Raw genomic sequence first — 16,996 nt, 5'->3', positions numbered from 1 at the left:
TCAGACTCCTTCGCGCGGATGTGGGGTGGCCATGATCCGGTCGGTCCCGGACCGGATCTCGGGGCGGATTTCCCGCCTGATGTCGTCGTTGCGGAAACCTATGGCCTCGGCCATGCGTGTCCGTGGCAGGACGGCCGTGTCGTACAGCTCGGTAATGGTGTGACCGAAGCGCAGCCAATGCTCGACCCGGCCCGAGGTCAGGTCGACAACCAGAAGCCCGCAGCGTGGCGTCGCGGATTTCCGGGCAAGTCGCTGGTCAAGCTCCAGCCCGGAAAAGCTGCCGCCATGACGCGGCAGCGACAGGCCGATCACTGCATGGTTGCCGCTGAAGGCCAGGCCCCGCGCGAAGCCGGGGCAGAAACACAGGGGCGTAAAACTGCCATCCCGCAGATCTATCTGCCCGAATTCCCCCGTGCCCGAATTCAGCAGCCAAAGCCTGCCACGATAAAGCCGCGGCGAATGCGGCATGGACAGACCCGCCGCCGCAATCTCGCCGCTGGCGACATCGATCACCACGCCCCCTGCCTGCCGCTGGTCACGCCAACCGTCGGCGACATCAGAGGTCCCGACAGCAGTGACATAGGCAGGGCGCGTCCCGTCCATCGCCAGCCCGTTGAGATGGCAGCGATCCTCGGCCACCAGCGCACTGATGAACCGGGGCATCCACAGCGGGCGAAAGGAATCGCGGTCGCTGATCGTGGCAAGGCAATTGCAAAGCGTGTTGACGAAGATCGGGCGCGGCGCGCCGTCGATCTGGGTCATTGCGATGTCATGCAGGTCGATCTTCCCGGTTACGCGTCCCTCGACCGGGGCGAATCTGCGATCGGCGCCCCCCTGCATCGCTTGGCCCGGCTGCAGGACATTCTCGAACCGCCAGAGCATGAAGGCGCTGCTGGTCCAAAGGCTTTGCCCGTCGGTCCACAGACCCTGGCAGTTTTCGATCAGCCGCTCATGCGCGCGGATGCCGCCATCGGGTTTCCGCCCGACGAAGAACAGCCGCCCCGCCTGATAGGTGGTCAGCGCAAGCGCGATGTCCTGCGTTTCAAGCCAGTGCGAGAAGTCGGCCGAACAGGTGACAAGCGGCTCGGGATTTGCCGCATCGACGCCCCCTGCCGGAGCGTCGGGCAATGCCGCGGTCACGGCCATCAGAAATGCCAGTTCATGCCGACGCGCAGCACGTCGGCAGTGACCTCATTCTCGAAGCGCGGGAATGCGCCCGCCGGATCCTCGGCCGCGCCGGTCGCGCTCACGCTGCCGAAGTCGTAATGCAGCAGGCTGAAATCCAGGCTGCGGTTTTCGGCGATGCGCCATTCGACGCCCGCGCCGAGGACCCATCCCGACCTGCCACCCCCGCCCGAGACCTCCATCATGGCCGGGGGCGCATGGTCCCGCGCGCCGGCATCGATATCCCCGCGCGCATAGCCACCGGTGACATAGAACAGCTTGTCATCCTGGGCATAGCCGGCGCGCAGGCGCAGGCTTGCGGTGTTCTTCACCTTGAAATCGACGGTTGTATCGGCCCCGGCCCCCGGAAACGACACATCGCCGCCCGCATTCAGCGCGCTCAGGTCCATCGCCGCGCCAAGGATAAAGGCGCCGTCGCCGCCGTTCTGGAACTGCCGGTCGCAGCCCAGTGTCCCGCCCAGCGCCGCGCTGGTTCCATCCGCAGAGACGGTATGGGGCGCACCGTTCCAACCCACGCCTGCCCCGGCAAACGGCCCCTCGCGGAACGGCTTGTCGGTGATGTCGGATTTGGCCCGCGCGACTCCAAGACTGACCCCGCCATAACAACCCGACCAGTCCGCGGCGGCGGCGGGCAGAAGACAGGCAAGAAAGGCGGTCGCCCCAAGGGCGGTACAAATGAAGTTGCGCAGGATAGGCCTCGCCGAAAGTGGACAGTCGCTTCGGCGCAAGCTAGCGCAACTATGGCGTGTAGATGGTTAACTGCTTCGCCCAAAATGCTATCCAAATGGACAACTTTCGGCTGAAATTATTGAACCCCCTTCGCGCCGAACATGCATCAAGGCGTCAACCCGCTTCCTGGCCGGTCGACTGGGGACGAATCGTGACGGGCCACCACCCCGCCGGCGGGGCGCACGTCCGGTTTCGTCCGGCTGGAAAGGACCCGGAATCAGGGGGCCTTCCCACCCGACGCCCCGCTCTGTTCTTGCGCATGAGGTCCGGCTATGGGTTCATTGTCATTCCCCGGCGGCCCTCCGCCCTGACAAGATGAGAGGCGACAGCATGTCCCGAATCCTTCCCTTCAGCGGCGCCGCGGTCCTGGCGCTGGTCTGTGCCCTGCCCGCAATCGCCGACGATGCCGGAACCTGCGGCACCGTGCGCCTGTCCGATCCCGGCTGGACCGACATCACCGCAACCAACGGCGTGGCGCGCGCCGTGCTTGAGGGGTTGGGCTACAAGCCCGACATCAAGACCCTGTCGGTCCCGATCGGCTACGAGGCGCTGAAGAACGCCGAGACCGATGTCTTCCTGGGCAACTGGATGCCCGCGCAGCAGAAGTTCCGCGATGATCTGGAAGCCTCGGGCAAGACCGAGGAACTGGTCCAGAACCTGACCGGTGCCAAGTTCACACTGGCCGTGACCGATGCGGCCGGATCGTTGGGCATCAAGGATTTCGCCGATCTCGACGCGCAAAAGGATGCCTTCGGGGGCAAGATCTATGGGATCGAACCGGGCGCGCCCGCGAACCAGTCCATCGCCAAGATGATCGAGGATGACAAGTTCGGCCTGGGCGATTGGGAACTGGTCGAATCCGGCGAGCAGGCGATGCTGGCGCAGGTCGCGCGCAATGACGCCGCGGGCAAGCCCTCGGTCTTCCTGGCATGGGCGCCCCATCCGATGAACGTGAACCTGAAGATCACCTACCTGTCGGGCGGCGACGTGGAATTCGGACCGGATTACGGTGGCGCAACCGTCCACACTGTCGCCCGCAAGGACTGGGTGTCGGGCTGCCCCAACGCAGCGAAGCTGTTCAAGCAGCTGACCTTTACCGTCGACCAGGAAAACGTGTTGATGGGCAAGATCCTGGACGACGGAGCCGATCCCGCCGATGCGGCCAAGGCCTGGATCGCGGACAACCCCGAGGCGGTGGCGAAATGGCTGGACGGCGTGACGACGCTGGACGGCAAGCCCGGCGCAGAAGCGGTCATGGCCTCGGTGAAATAAGTGACGCGACCGAATATCCTGATCGTCATGGTCGACCAGCTGTCGGGGGTGCTATTCCCCGACGGCCCGGCAGACTTCCTGCACGTGCCGAACCTGCGCAAGCTGGCCGAAAGGTCGACGCGCTTTTCCAACGCCTATACGGCAAGCCCACTTTGTTCGCCCGCGCGGGCCAGTTTCATGTCAGGCCAGTTGCCGCGCCGGACGCGGGTCTATGACAATGCGGCCGAGTTCGCCTCGGACATCCCGACCTATGCGCATCACCTGCGCCGCGCGGGATATCAGACCTGTCTGTCGGGCAAGATGCATTTCGTCGGCCCCGACCAACTGCACGGCTTCGAGGAACGGCTGACCACCGATATCTATCCCGCCGATTTCGGCTGGACCCCGGATTACCGCAAGCCGGGCGAGCGGATCGACTGGTGGTATCACAACCTTGGCTCGGTCACCGGCGCGGGCGTGGCCGAGATCACCAACCAATATGAATATGACGACGAGGTCGCCTATCACGCCTGCCGCAAGCTTTATGATCTCTCTCGCGGGGGGGACGAGCGGCCCTGGTGCCTGACCGTCAGCTTTACCCACCCCCACGACCCCTTCGTGGCGCGGAAGAAATACTGGGATCTTTACGAGGGCATCCCCGAACTGGAGCCGCCCGAAGCCGTCCCGTATGACGACATGGACCCGCACTCGCGCCGGTTGATGGACGCCTGCGACTGGCGCGGGCTAGACGTGACGCGCGACCACATCCGCCACGCGCGGCAGGGCTATTTCGCGAATATCAGCTATGTCGACGACAAGCTGGGCGAGATCCTGGACGTGCTGGAGCGCAGCCGGCAGGAGGCCGTCGTGGTGTTCCTGTCCGATCACGGTGAAATGCTGGGCGAACGCGGCATGTGGTTCAAGATGAGCTTCCACGAACCGTCGGCGCGGGTGCCGCTGATGATCGCCTCGACCGAAATGACGCCGGGACGGATCGCGACTCCGGTTTCGACCATCGATGTCCTGCCCACGATCTGCGACCTCGCGGGCATTCCTATGGATCAGGTCATGCCCTGGACCGACGGCAGCTCATTGGCGCATGGCGCGGAACAACGGGGTCCGGTCGCCATGGAATATGCGGCCGAGGGATCGATCACGCCCCTGGTCGCGCTGCGGGACGGTGACTGGAAATACATCGCCTGCCTTGCCGACCCCGAACTGCTGTTCAATCTGGCCGATGACCCCGGTGAGCGCGTGAACCGCGCGACCGATCCTGCCGCAGCCTTGGTGCTTCAGCGGATGCGGGACATGGCGGCGCAGCGCTGGGATCTGCCCGCCTATGACGACGAGGTCCGGCAAAGCCAGGCCCGCCGCTGGGTCGTCTATGAGGCCTTGCGGAACGGCGGCTATCAGTCATGGGACCATCAGCCCGTCCAGCCCGCGGCCGAGCGCTACATGCGCAATCACATGGACCTGAACGTTCTTGAGGAATCCAAGCGCTTCCCGCGCGGGGAGTGACCGTTCAGTCGAAAAGGTCCAGCGTCGCGGCCAGATCGCGCCAGTCGAGGGTGAAGACGGTGTCATTGCCCTCGGCCACCAGCAGGCCGTAACGCTGCCCCAGCCGGTCGCTCAGCTGCTTCAGCGTGGCGGCGACCCGGTCGGGGGGCTGGATGGGCAGGATCGCTGCATCGGGCGGCGCAACGATCATCCCGTGGACAAGCTGACTGCCTTCGACGCCGACGATGGCGCGCGCGGCGCCGCAGGCTTCGATCAGCTCGTCCACGCTTGCGGACAGGGGATCAAGGATACGGAAGCCCCGTTCGGTCGCCAGCCGCTCGGCCAGTTCGCGCTCGTTCTTCAGCAGGCGCAGGTCGCCCCCGGTGCCGCGGATCAGGAAGACGCCGGGAACCGGTTCGGGGTTGCGACCGGCCAGCAGCTTCGACCGCAGCTCATGCTGGCGGCGCCATTTGTCGGGGTTGTTGGCCAGGTCCGAAAATACGATCAGGTCGTCGAAATGCACAGCAGCGGGCATACGCATCGGATCGACGCCCAACAGCTCCTCATAGCGCGCGGCATGGCCGCCAACGGGCGGAGGCGGCGCCGTGGTCAGTGGCTCTCCGGTCCGTTCGGCCAGCGGCCATGCCACCAGCGCATCCATCAGCCAGCTTCCGAACCAGCGATTCGTGTTCCAGCTTTCATACAGCGCGCCGCTGGCCGTCTGCCGGGGCCGGAAGGCCAGCCCCAGCCGGTTGCGGCGGCTGCGCAGGTGCAGCTCGGCCCCGTCGCGGTAAAGTACGCCGTCGACAAGATCGACATTGCGGAAGCGCCAGCCCAGGGTTGGCCCCTCGCGCACGTCGCCTTCCAGCGTCAGGGCGTTGACCGTATCCGCCAGCGTCGCGAAGACGCTGGACCTGATCCGCTCGACCTGACCCGGCAAGGACAGGGCGGGTCGGATATGCACGACGCCTCCCGGTGCTTCTTCCCAGCTTTCCAGCGCACCGGCCAGGAAATCCGGATCGGGCTGGCCAAGCAGCCTGCGCAGGCGAGAGCGATAGGGACGAAGGGGGTTCGGCATGTCGGGGCAGTTCTCTTGCGGCGAGGAGAGATTGGAACGCTAGGGGCGGTCGGCGGCGCGCCCTTCGACAAGAACGGGGGCGAAGAACCGCTTGCTGCGCCGCCCCGCCATCAGCGGGTCGATCAGCGCGACGCAGCGGCGATAGTGGTCCGTGGCCCGGTGCGCGTCCAGCGCGGCCTCGTCCTCGAACAACTCATAGACGGAAAAGCTGTTCTCATCCTCGGGATCGCAAAGCAGGTCGAAGCGGATGCAGCCGGGTTCGGTCCGCGCGCCTTCCCAGTTCAGGCGGAAGGCTTCGACAAAGGCGTCGCGCTTGCCCGGATGGACCTCGATCTGGACAAGCTGGATCAGCATCTGCACCTCTGGGCCAAGTGACGGGATGGATGGTTCGGGTGCCATTTGGCACCATCGAGCGGGCCGGTGACAAGCCCGGATGCACCCAGGGGAACGAAATTCCCTTTCCGACGCGGCAACTTGCATCTTGGGGAACAGCTTGGCGCCTTTGGGCGTTCCCCCGCCGCGGGGCCGCGAAACTCCCGCACTTCCATCAACAAGGATCCCGTCCATGTCCGATCTGCTTGTGATTGCCTTCGACGACGAAGCCACCGGGTTCGAGCTGCGCAGCGAACTGGTGAAGATGCAAAAGGAATACCTGATCCAGCTTGAGGACGCAGTGGTCGTCACCCGTCCGACGGCAGACGATATCCAGCTGCACCAGCCGGTGAACCTGACCGCGGCCGGGGCCGTGGGCGGCGGGTTCTGGGGCACTCTGGTCGGGCTTTTGTTCCTGAATCCGCTTATCGGCGCGGCCGTGGGCGCGGCCTCGGGGGCGATCGCGGGGCGGCTGACGGATATCGGGATCAACGACGACTTCATGCGCGAGATCGGACGCTCGATCCCGCCGAATGGCTCGGCCGTGTTCATCCTTGTGCGCAAGATGACCGCTGACAAGGTGCTGGCGCGGCTTGAGGGCTTCCAGCTGCGCGGACGCGTCTTGCAGTCCTCGCTGCCGGACGAACAGGAGCAGAAACTGCGCGAGGCCTTTGCCGGGGGCAAGCTGGGCACCGCGATGGGTATTCCGCAGGCGGATGCGCCCGCCAGCGTGCCCGCGACGCAGCCTGCGGCGCAACCGGGGTCGACCGCCGCGCCCGAGACCCCCTGAGCGGCGATCCAAATGCTTGACGCAATGGGCATTGGCGTGACAGGACGCGCCCATGCCCCGCCGCCGCGAAAGCATCACAGACCCCCCGCAGCCGGTTGAAGCACCGGCCAAGCCCAAGGCGCGACGTCCGCGCCCGGCCGGGCGCTGGCGTTTCCTGCGCCGGGGGCTGATGTGGCTGGGCGGCTGGATCCGCTGGATCGGGGTCAGGCTGCTGGCGCTGATGTTCGTGCTGGTCTTCCTGTTCTCGTTCATCAACCCTCCGACCAGCTGGACCATCCTGACCGAAACCCGGCAGTATCCCGGCACGCCGCGCGAATGGACAAGGCTGTCGGACATCTCTCCGGACATGGTGCGGGCCGTGGTCGCGGCCGAGGATGCCAATTTCTGCAACCATTGGGGCTTCGACATGATCGAGATCCGACGCGTGATCCATTCGGGATCCAGCCGCGGTGCCTCGACCATTTCCCAGCAGACGGCGAAGAACGTCTTCCTGTGGCAGGGGCGAAGCTGGCCGCGCAAGGTGCTTGAGACGGTCTACACCCCGATGATCGAGGCACTCTGGTCCAAGCGCCGCATCGTCGAGGTTTATCTGAACCTGGCCGAATTTGGACCGGGCGTCTTCGGGATCTCGGCCGCCGCCAAGCATCACTTCGGAACCACGCCCGACAAGCTGTCGTCGCGGCAGGCGGCGGCCCTGGCCTCGATCCTGCCGGCGCCGAAGACGCGCAAGCCCAAGACAGGGTCGGCACGCGCGCGGGCAATCGCCGATGGCGCGGCCACGATCCGCAGCGACGGGCGCGATTCCTGCCTGATCCTGCCGCGCTGAATCCAACCTTGTTGAAACCGCGACGGGCGAAGCGTATCACAGGCTGTCCGCGAAATTCCCCCGGTGCTTTCCCCAGATGAATACTTCTTCCAGCAATTCCACGATCCGGCTTTACCACATTGCCCTGTCGCCCTTCTGCCGCAAGGTCCGACTGGTGCTGGCCGAAAAACGGATCGAGGTCGAATTGGTCGAGGACCGATATTGGGAACCGGGGTCCGAAATCCTGCGCCGCAACCCGGCAGGCAAGCTTCCGGTGCTGCGGATGGACGGGCGGCTTCTGGCCGAAAGCCAGGCGATCTGCGAGTATCTCGACGAAAAATACCCCTCTCCCGCGCTGATGCCGCATTCGGCGATCGACCGGTTCGAGGTGCGCCGCCTGTGTTCGTGGTTCGACGACAAGTTCAGCGCCGAATGCACCCGTCCCGTGATGAACGAACGGGTCTGGAAAAAGGTGATGCGGCTTGGCTATCCCGACTCGCGCACCGTCAAGGCGGGGCTGTCTGCGATCCGCTATCACATGGATTATATGAAATCCCTGCTGGAGCATCGGCGCTGGCTGGCGGGCGACGTGATGACGCTGGCCGATTTCGCCGCCGCCGCGCATCTGTCCTGCCTCGACTATATTTCGGACGTGGACTGGACCCATTCCTCGGAGGTGCAGGAATGGTATGCCAAGATCAAGTCGCGCCCGGCCTTCCGCAGCCTTCTGGCCGACCATCTGCCGGGCGTTCACCCGGCGCCGCATTATGCGCTCCTGGATTTCTGATCCTGTCGATATCCGTTCCCGGCTAGAGGAGCAGGCGCGGGCCGAGGGTTTCTCGGCCCTTGGCATTTGCGCACCCGACGCCGATCCCCGCCTGCCCGACCGCCTGGCCGAGTTCCTTGCCGACGAACGCCACGGCCAGATGGAATGGATGGCCGAACGCACCAATTGGCGCGCAGCGCCCGATGCCCTGTGGCCACAGGCGCGCTCGGTCATCATGCTGGCCGAGCTTTACACCCCTGAACACGACCCGACCGAGGTTCTGGCCCATCCCGACCGGGGCGCAGTCAGCGTCTATGCCCAGGGCAAGGATTACCACGATCTGGTCAAGAAGCGGCTGAAGCGACTGGGCGGTTGGCTGGTCAACCTGACCGGTTGCGAGATCAAGGTGTTCGTCGACACTGCCCCGGTCATGGAAAAACCGCTGGCGCAGGCGGCCGGGCTGGGCTGGCAAGGCAAGCACACCAACCTGCTTTCGCGTGAGCTGGGAAGCTGGTTCTTTCTTGGCTCGATCTTCACCACCCTGGACCTGCCGAAAGATGCCGCAGAGGTGTCGCATTGCGGATCGTGCCGGGCCTGCCTTGACGTCTGTCCGACCGGGGCCTTTCCAGCCCCCTATCAACTGGATGCGCGGCGCTGCATTTCCTATCTGACGATCGAACACAAGGGACCGGTCGATCCAGAATTGCGCCCGCTGCTGGGCAACCGGATCTATGGTTGCGACGACTGCCTTGCCGCCTGCCCCTGGAACAAGTTCGCCCAGGCCGCGACCGAGCTGCGCTATCACGGCCCACACGGCGCCCCTGCCCTGGCCGAGCTGGCGGCGCTGGATGACGCCGCCTTCCGCGAAAGATTTTCCGGCAGTCCGATCAAGCGGATCGGCAGAAATCGCATGGTCAGGAATGTGCTTTACGCAATCGGCAATTCGGGGCTTGCACATCTGCGTCCAGTCGCGGAAGCCTTGGCGCATGATCCCGACCCCGCCGTGGCAGACGCGGCGCAATGGGCCTGCCAAAGACTGACATGATTCCTACGCCTCCAAGTCCTCTGCGCGGTATCCTGCTCAAATGCGTCAGCGTGATGGTGTTCACCGTCATGGCGTCGATCATCAAGGCGACCTCGGCCAGCGGCCTTGGCGTGCCGCCCGGTCAGCAGGTCTTTTTCCGATCCTTTTTCGCAATCCCGGTGATTCTCGTCTGGCTGCTCTGGCGCGGAGAGTTGGGCGTCGGGCTGCAGACCTATCGCCCGATGGGACATTTCTATCGTGGCGTGATCGGCACGATGGCGATGGGACTGGGGTTCTGGGCGCTGTCGCTGCTGCCCTTTCCCGAAGTCACCGCGATCGGCTATGCCGCGCCGCTGCTGACCGTCATCTTCGCCGCGATGTTTCTGGGCGAAGAGGTCCATCTGTTCCGCATCAGCATGGTGGTGATGGGGCTTCTGGGCGTGGTGATTGTGCTGTCCCCGCGCCTGACCACCGGGGCCGAAATGGACCTGCGCGAAAGCCTGGGCACGGTCGTCACGCTGGCGGGAGCGTCCTGCACCGCGCTTGCGATGATCTTCGTGCGCAAGATGGTGCAGGAAGAGCGGACCTCGGCCATCGTCTTCTGGTTTTCGGTCACGTCGACGCTGCTCAGCCTGCTGACATTGCCCTTTGGCTGGGTAATGCCGGATCTGCGCACGGCGGCGCTGCTGATCACGATCGGATTGCTGGGCGGGCTGGGGCAGATCCTTCTGACCTCGGCCTATCGCTATGCCGATGCCTCGCTGATTGCACCGTTCGAATATGCCTCGATGCTGCTGGCGCTGCTGATCGGCTGGTTCGTCTTTGGCGAGGCTCCGACCCTTGTAATGCTGGCGGGCGCGGCGCTGGTCATCACCGCGGGCATCCTGATCATCTGGCGCGAACGTCACCTTGGGCTGGAACGCAACCGCCAACGCAAGGCAATGACCCCGCAGGGCTGATCACCGCTTGGCCGCGCGCCGTCAGGGCTGACCGCCGAAACCATAGGCGACGTAGTCACGCAGATAGGCGCGCTTTGCCGCGCCGCGCAGCTTCTGGTCGTTCAGGAATTCCGGGAAGCGCTCGGTCGCCTGCGGCAGCGAGGGGGCCTGCCGGATGCCCACGCTGCTGGCCAGCCATCCAATCTCACGCTCCAGATCGGATTCGCGCAGCACCATGTCCGGCGCGCCGAATCGCGAAAAGCCCGACAGAACCTCGGCCTGGCTCGCCCAGCCCGGATGCGTCGGCAACGAGGTCTGGCCGTTCACGTTGCGACGCAGGAAGTCCAGGAAGGTTTCGAACAGCTCGGCCCGTCGGCTGTCGGTCAGGTCCGGAAGGTCCACTTCTCGCGGCAGGGCCACGCGATGGACCTGCCGCATCAGGTCGCGCAGCTCGGCATTTCCGCCTTGCAGAAGTGCCTCGAACGCGGACCAGGCGCGCCGCAGCGGATGGCGCAGGACGGTAAAACTGCGATGCCCGATATGGTCACGCTTCCACTGGCGCAGGCTGTTCTGGTTCAGGTCGCCCGTCACTTCGCCGATGTGGCGCAACCATGCGCTGATCCTGTCACCCGGCCCGCCCTTGATCGGCATGAAGACCAGCCCCTTGCCTGCCTCGGCTGCCAGGAACGAAGGCACCGCCGGACCGCGGCGCGGTTCGAAATTCGGAATCCGGCGCAGCATGAAGGGATCCAGCTCCGACAGCGCGGTCTGCATTTCCTGAAAATTCGAAACCTTTTCGGACAGTTCACGAGGATTTTGCGGCACCTGGTCGCTGGCGGGTGCGACCTTTTCCAGGTCTGTCCGCCCCATCCAGTGCAAAAGTCCGGTCATGACCCCGGTATCGCGCAGATCCTCGTATCCCAGCCAGAAGGCCGATTGACCGGTCACCTGCAGGCGATGCTGGATGCGCAGCTGAAACTCCTCGACCTCCGACGCGACCTGCCGGAACTCCTCGGGCTCGAACCGGGCGGCGGCAGGGATCGGGGTCTCGGTCTCGTTCAGCTTCCACTGGTTCGTGGCGCGGGCCAGCGCGGTCGAGACGTAACTGTCGACCGGGTTGCGGGTCAGGATGATCTTGGCGCAGGCCCGGTCGTCCATGATCGCATCGAAGACCCGCGGATCGTGGTCGTGGAAATAGCGAAAGCCCGGCAGGTGGTTCGGCTTGTCGAAGATCGCGGCCAGCAGGCGATGCGGATCCTCGTCCCGCTCGGCCTTGGTGATGCCCTTCAGTTCATCCTTGTCGGGCCAGCCCATCATGTAGGGGTTGAAGGCCTCTCCGAAGCAGGTGACGCGCTTCAGTGCGTTCAGCGTCGCCTCAAGCAGGTTCGACCCTGTCCGCATTTCGGCGAAGATGACGAAGCGCTGAAAGGTCTGGGTCATGTCACATGCTTTCCTTGCTCGGGACCGGTTCGACGACGGGGAATTCGCCCATCAGTTGCGGACGCAGACCCGCATTGCGCAATCGCTGCAGAAAGCGGCCCATTCCGGCCAGTTCCCGCATCTCGGGAAGGTTCGCGGACATGTCCGGATCACCCCCCAATTCGCGCAGGACGCTGCGCAGCACTCCTGCCGGGCGCGAACAGAAATCGCCTAGGTCCCAGATCCGGGTGCGCGCCTTCAGCCAGACCGAGTTCAGCACACCCATCTGCTCAAGCTCGATCCGCTGAAGCACGGCGGCAATGCGCCGGATGTCGTCGAAGGGCATGCCAGAATGCAGCAGCGGCACCGCCCAGGCCCCGGTGATGACATAGAACTGTGCATTTGGATCGGTCGCCATGAACCAGTTCAGGTTCTGCTGGTCACGCGGGCTGTACTGGATCACCTGCATCCGCTGGGACATGCGGATCAGGTTGGCGACAAAGCCACGCGGGTCCAGATCGCGCAGCGCCGCGCTGTCGCTGAGCCCCCCCGGACCAATTCGCGAGCGGTTGGAAAATTCGACCCCGTCTTGCGACAGAAGATGGCCGTGGACATCGGCATCGACCCGTTCGGCAAGCCAGGGTTCGAAACCGGGGAACAGGTCCGAAAACCCCTGCATCACCGCATAGGGGGCCGAGGTCTTGCCGTTCTCACGGTCCTTCATGGGAAAGCGGCTCTGCATGTACAGTCCCGGCCTGCCCAGGCGGCGCCGGCTGACGGCCTGTCCGATGATGCGGTCAAGCCGCTCGGGCTGGGGCTCTGCCGCCGAAGGTTCGCCATGCACCGGGCGCGGGAAATAGGTGTAAAGCGCCGTCGCCCGCGGCCAGATCTTGCGCGCGACGAAGCAGCGCGATTCCTCGAGAATCTGGCGGTGGTCGTTGTAGAACATATATGGCTTGCCCTGGTCGTCGAACTTGGCAAGCGTCAGCGAGCGGCTTTCGATCCGGTTCGAATGCAGCCGCGCCAGCGTCTGGAAATAGCTTTCGTCCGGGATCCAGACGCGGTTGAAATATCGGTCGAATTCGGGACGGCGGCGATCGGCAAGAATCGCGTGCAGCGTCACCCGCGTCAGGCACCACCATTGCGACCCAAGATGCGGGACCAGTCCTTCGGGGATGCGGCGCTTGAACTTCAGGCGGCGCTGCAGCTCGACATAGCGGTCGAATAGCTTGCGCCGACGGCGATAGGCAAAGGGGAAGCGCAGGGTAAAGCGTTCCTCGTTCAGCCCGCCGACGGTCCAGCCGACATCCTCGGCGGTCACGCTTTCGATGAAATCACGATTGGGATGGCGCGACAGGAAGGCGATCAGGTCCGCAACCGGCCGGAGCGGCAGGCACGATCCCGACACGACCATCACATGGCTCACGTCCTCGAACCGGTCCAGCAACAGCGCTGCTGCATCCTGGGTGGCGCGGACCAGGCTGAAGCTGCCCCATTCGCAGGGATGGCGACGGGAAAACACCACGTCCTCGAACCGGTCGAGGTCGGCCTTCATGGTGGCGACCTCCATGGCCGAAACCTTGGCGTCGATATGGATTGCCACGACCGCCCCACCAGCCGCCCAGACCTCGGCCATGCGGGCGGCCAACGGCAATTCGTTGTGGCACAGCATGACGATGCCCAGCCGGACCTTGCCGCCGCGCAATGGAACGGGCGGTTCATGTTCGGGGGCCGTCATGCCCAGTTCCCCTTGGAGATCAGTCCCAGATCCTCCAGTTGGCGCCAGTCTTCATATCGGCGCGATTCCTCGCACCAGAAATCCTGCTCGTCCTGAAGGCCCGAGTGATAGGCCATGTATTCCTGGCTGTCCGAGTAATGCTGCCGCCGCTCAAGCTCTTCAGCGGATTTCTGGGCAAAGGTGGACAGGAACTTTGCATGAAGCAGGCAGCCCGAGGCCTTTTCGCCACCATCCTCGTCATAGACCACGTTCAGCGAACGCGGCAGCAGCATGTGGGTCGAGCTGACATAGACATATGACCGTTCCCAGCGCACCAGCGGGATCTTGTTCAGCGCCGGTCCCTGGGCGGGATTGTCATGGAAGAATGCGCGGCTGCGCGGCCCGCCCTGGATCCACAGGTTGCCGTATTCGCCATTCTTGCGGATCGTGTAATTCGCCGGATCGAACCAGCTTGCGATCTGGAACGGATCCTCACCCTCCGCATAGGTGCGGGCATGAAGCGGACCCTTGGGATACATGTCCAGCAGCATCGACGAAAAGGATTTGATCGCAGAGGCGTCCAGCCAATCCGTCAGGGCCTTCAGCGGCCGGGTATCGTGATGCGGATAGATCAGGAATTCGTCGGGATCGACGGTCAGACACCAATGCCCGACACCGTGGCGGAACAGCAGCCAGTTGATCCAATCCATCCCGAAACGGGAATCCTTGTAACTGGAATGGGTCAGCCAGACGGAAACATCCATCTGCTCGCTCAGATATTCCAGCCCGCCATCATCCGAGCCATTATCGACGACCAGGAAATGCTGGACCCCCATGCGCCGGTAATATTCCAGGAAATAGGGCAGCCGCACCTTTTCGTTGCGGATCGACATGAACAATAGGATATCGCCGCGCCGAATGCGCCGGGTCCGCACCGCAATCGGGTGCAGGCGATGCCGCCGCCGGATCGCGCGCCCCAGCAAATATTGCCGACGGACACGGAGTCGCAACTTTCGCCGGGTGATCCTGAACAGTCGCTTCACGGGAATCTTCGCTTTTAGCCCGGCATAGCCGCCGCCGACCGTGGGTGCAATCCTTCGCGCATGAGCCCTTCCACAGCGGCAAAATGTGCATCCCATTGCGGCACGGCCAGCGCCGGGTGCCGCAAGACGGGCCGTGCGGCGATCTCGATCACGGCGTCGGCCCATTGTCCGGCATCGTCGGGGGAAAGATAGCGGGCATAGTCGCCCAGCAATTCGCGCGCGACCGGCAGTGGCGCGCTGAGCACCGGGATGCCGCGCGCCGCGGCCTCGGTATAGGGCAGACCGAAGCCCTCGGCCCGGCTTGGCATCAGCAGGGCATGGCAGCCGTCCAGCAGCCCCGCTACGGCCCCGTCGTCCAGATTCGAGAACTCGCGCACCACCCCATTCGCCGGACAGCGGTCCAAGCGCGCGAAGGTCACATGATTTTCCCAGCCACGCCGACCAATGATGACAAGGCCGGGCATCGCCTCGGCCGGCAGGCGGCGGGCCATCGTCTCCCAGCAATCCAGAAGCAGCGCATGGTTCTTGCGCGGCTCGATCGTGCCAAGGGTGACGAAATACGGCCGGTCCGGCGCAATCTGCGCAGACAGGGGCGCGGGGACGGCAAGCCGCGTCCCGATTGGCGCGACAAAGATATCCGCTCCTGCCGGAACGCCCATCCGGTCGCGCCAGCCCAAAATCGCATCCCGCGTCGCGCCCGAAATGGCCAGGATCTGGTCGGCATGGCCCAGAACCGCGGCAAGACGCTCGCGGAACTTCGCGGATTGTCCGGCGCGGGTGAATTCGGGATGGTCCAGCGGGATCGTGTCGTGGACAAGCACGACCCGGCGCAGCGCGCCGAGCCCGGCCAGAAGCGGCGCCGACAGGTTGCTGTGCCCGACATTCAGGTAGATTGCGTCCCCGCCCAGCAAGGCAGCGGCGCGGGCCGCGATGCCTCGCCCCGCCGGCCCTGCCGCATGCAGTGCCATCCGCCGTAGCGCCGCTTCGGCGCGCGCGCTCAGGTCCTGGCGTCCGCGAAGCCGGTCGATCAGCACGGGGTCGGGCAAATCCTCGACCCGGCCCGAAAGCCAGTCAAGGATCTTGCGCCCGGCCTCGCACGGCAGAAGCAACTGCCCGCGTCGGACACGGGCCAACAGCAGGCAGGGCGGCGCGCTTTGGCCAAGATGGGCCAGCCACTCGGCCTCGACACGGTCGATACCGGTCGCCGGACCCTTCCCCAGCCGTGAGATCAGGCGCGAGACATCCAGCAGGATCGCCGGATCAGCGCTCATATCCGCCGTGCTGGTGCCAGCGCCACGCGTCGCCGATCATCTGCGGCAGGGTCGACCGCACCGGGTCCCAGCCCAGCACTGACATGGCCTTGCCACTGCCCGAGACCAGCTTGACCGCGTCGCCGCCCCGCCGCGGTCCTTCGACCATCGGGATCGGGCGATTGGTGACGTGGCGCGAATTGTCGATCACCTCGCGCACCGAGAACCCGTTGCCGGTGCCAAGGCAGAAGACGTCCTGCGCGCCGCGCGGAACATTGCCCGCCAGCAAGTGGCGCAGCCCCAGCACATGCGCATCCACAAGATCCATGACATGGACATAGTCACGGATGCAGGTGCCGTCCTGGGTGGGATAATCGGTACCGTGAATGGTCAGGGCGTCGCGCTTGCCGTCGATCGCGTCAAGGATCAGCGGGATCAGGTGCGTCTCGGGCTGGTGGAACTCGCCCACCTCGCCATCGGGATCTGCACCCGCCACGTTGAAATAGCGGAAGATGACCGAGCGAAGGCCGTCGGCGGCGCCGAAATCCTTCAGCATATCCTCGATCGCGCGCTTGCTGGCGCCATAGGCGTTCAGCGGTGCCTGGGCCGTCATCTCGTCCAGCACGACGCCATCATGATCGCCATAGGTCGCGCAGGTCGAGGAAAAGACGAAATTCCCGACCCCGGCAGCCAGCGTCGCCTCGATCAGGTTCAGCGATGCCGAGACATTGCCGCGCCAGTATTTCCCCGGTTCGCGCATTGCCTCGCCGACCTGGCTCAGGGCGGCGAAATGCATGACCGCAACGGGCTTGTGGATCGCGAACACCTCGTCCAGGCGCGCACGATCCATCAGGTCGCCCTGTTCGAAGGGGCCGAATTTCACGGCATCGCGCCAGCCGGTGCAAAGATTGTCGTAAGTGACCGGGATGAATCCCGCGTCACGCAGCGCCTTGCAGGCGTGCGAACCGATATAGCCCGCGCCGCCCGTCACAAGAACCTTGTCCGTCATCGTTATTCAGCGGCCTTCCGCATGGACATGATGTCTGCGAGATAGTCGCTGAATTCGTCCTTCAGCTCGTCCCTGGCCAGTCCGAATGCGACGGTGGCCTGCAGGAAGCCCGCTTTCGAGCCG

General features: G+C 64.7%; 16 protein-coding genes and 1 pseudogene. 7 read left to right on the top strand and 10 right to left on the bottom strand.

The window, feature by feature from the left end; genetic code table 11:
- Together RM190_RS21255 and RM190_RS21250 are read right to left on the bottom strand one after the other, a co-directional pair.
- Positions 1-1,146: a TIGR03032 family protein gene (locus RM190_RS21255; RefSeq protein WP_311761486.1), complete on the bottom strand. Its 1,146-nt coding sequence runs from the start codon at positions 1,144-1,146 to the stop codon at positions 1-3.
- Positions 1,146-1,913 carry an outer membrane protein gene (locus RM190_RS21250; protein ID WP_311761485.1) on the bottom strand — a complete coding sequence of 256 codons (768 nt, stop codon included), beginning with the start codon at positions 1,911-1,913 and terminating at the stop codon, positions 1,146-1,148. The genes RM190_RS21255 and RM190_RS21250 overlap by 1 nt, the downstream gene beginning before the upstream one ends.
- Positions 1,914-2,244: 331 nt before the next feature.
- Here RM190_RS21250 and choX point away from each other — a divergent pair, with 331 nt between their 5' ends.
- The gene (gene choX, locus RM190_RS21245; protein ID WP_311761484.1) at positions 2,245-3,186 is read left to right on the top strand and encodes a choline ABC transporter substrate-binding protein; all 942 of its coding nucleotides are present in this window, start codon (positions 2,245-2,247) and stop codon (positions 3,184-3,186) included.
- On the top strand, positions 3,187-4,683 hold the full coding sequence (gene betC, locus RM190_RS21240) for a choline-sulfatase (RefSeq protein WP_311761483.1): 1,497 nt from the start codon (positions 3,187-3,189) through the stop codon (positions 4,681-4,683).
- Positions 4,684-4,687: 4 nt separating this feature from the next.
- Here the strand turns inward: betC and RM190_RS21235 are convergent, their stop codons facing one another.
- Positions 4,688-5,740 carry a glycosyltransferase family 61 protein gene (locus RM190_RS21235; protein ID WP_311761482.1) on the bottom strand — a complete coding sequence of 351 codons (1,053 nt, stop codon included), beginning with the start codon at positions 5,738-5,740 and terminating at the stop codon, positions 4,688-4,690.
- Positions 5,741-5,779: 39 nt separating this feature from the next.
- A complete protein-coding gene (locus tag RM190_RS21230; protein ID WP_311761481.1) occupies positions 5,780-6,139 on the bottom strand; it encodes an antibiotic biosynthesis monooxygenase in 360 nt (119 codons plus the stop codon).
- 166 nt (positions 6,140-6,305) lie between these two features.
- Here RM190_RS21230 and RM190_RS21225 point away from each other — a divergent pair, with 166 nt between their 5' ends.
- From RM190_RS21225 to RM190_RS21205, 5 genes are all read left to right on the top strand, one after another.
- Positions 6,306-6,902, top strand: a complete 597-nt coding sequence (locus RM190_RS21225) for a DUF1269 domain-containing protein (protein ID WP_311761480.1) — start codon at positions 6,306-6,308, stop codon at positions 6,900-6,902.
- A gap of 52 nt (positions 6,903-6,954) precedes the next feature.
- Positions 6,955-7,728 (top strand): monofunctional biosynthetic peptidoglycan transglycosylase, encoded by a 774-nt coding sequence (mtgA, locus tag RM190_RS21220; protein ID WP_311761479.1) that lies wholly within the window; start codon positions 6,955-6,957, stop codon positions 7,726-7,728.
- A 76-nt stretch (positions 7,729-7,804) separates the two neighbouring features.
- Positions 7,805-8,494 carry an FtsZ-binding protein FzlA gene (gene fzlA / locus RM190_RS21215; protein WP_311761478.1) on the top strand — a complete coding sequence of 230 codons (690 nt, stop codon included), beginning with the start codon at positions 7,805-7,807 and terminating at the stop codon, positions 8,492-8,494.
- Positions 8,475-9,518: a tRNA epoxyqueuosine(34) reductase QueG gene (gene queG / locus RM190_RS21210; RefSeq protein WP_311761477.1), complete on the top strand. Its 1,044-nt coding sequence runs from the start codon at positions 8,475-8,477 to the stop codon at positions 9,516-9,518. The genes fzlA and queG overlap by 20 nt, the downstream gene beginning before the upstream one ends.
- Positions 9,515-10,456, top strand: coding sequence for a DMT family transporter (locus RM190_RS21205; protein ID WP_311761476.1), 942 nt, complete (start codon positions 9,515-9,517; stop codon positions 10,454-10,456). Before queG ends, RM190_RS21205 begins: the two co-directional genes overlap by 4 nt.
- Before the next feature lie 21 nt (positions 10,457-10,477).
- Here RM190_RS21205 and RM190_RS21200 read toward each other — a convergent pair whose 3' ends face one another.
- The 6 genes and pseudogenes from RM190_RS21200 to RM190_RS21175 form a co-directional block, all read right to left on the bottom strand.
- Complete coding sequence (locus RM190_RS21200) at positions 10,478-11,875, bottom strand: sulfotransferase family 2 domain-containing protein (protein ID WP_311761475.1); 1,398 nt, start codon at positions 11,873-11,875, stop codon at positions 10,478-10,480.
- A 1-nt stretch (position 11,876) separates the two neighbouring features.
- Positions 11,877-13,592, bottom strand: a complete 1,716-nt coding sequence (locus RM190_RS21195; protein WP_311761474.1) for a DUF5927 domain-containing protein — start codon at positions 13,590-13,592, stop codon at positions 11,877-11,879.
- Positions 13,589-14,614 carry a glycosyltransferase family 2 protein gene (locus RM190_RS21190; RefSeq protein ID WP_390908807.1) on the bottom strand — a complete coding sequence of 342 codons (1,026 nt, stop codon included), beginning with the start codon at positions 14,612-14,614 and terminating at the stop codon, positions 13,589-13,591. The genes RM190_RS21195 and RM190_RS21190 overlap by 4 nt, the downstream gene beginning before the upstream one ends.
- A gap of 14 nt (positions 14,615-14,628) precedes the next feature.
- Positions 14,629-15,885, bottom strand: a complete 1,257-nt coding sequence (locus tag RM190_RS21185) for a glycosyltransferase family 4 protein (RefSeq protein ID WP_311761473.1) — start codon at positions 15,883-15,885, stop codon at positions 14,629-14,631.
- Positions 15,875-16,873, bottom strand: a complete 999-nt coding sequence (galE, locus tag RM190_RS21180) for a UDP-glucose 4-epimerase GalE (protein ID WP_311761472.1) — start codon at positions 16,871-16,873, stop codon at positions 15,875-15,877. Before galE ends, RM190_RS21185 begins: the two co-directional genes overlap by 11 nt.
- A gap of 2 nt (positions 16,874-16,875) precedes the next feature.
- A pseudogene (locus RM190_RS21175) lies at positions 16,876-16,996 on the bottom strand (UTP--glucose-1-phosphate uridylyltransferase); the annotation flags it as partial.

The organism is Paracoccus broussonetiae (genome assembly GCF_031854425.1).
Taxonomy (GTDB): Bacteria; Pseudomonadota; Alphaproteobacteria; order Rhodobacterales; family Rhodobacteraceae; genus Paracoccus; species Paracoccus broussonetiae.
The sequence above is the reverse complement of the archived record's forward strand: the minus strand, read 5'-3'. Positions and strand labels throughout refer to the sequence as shown.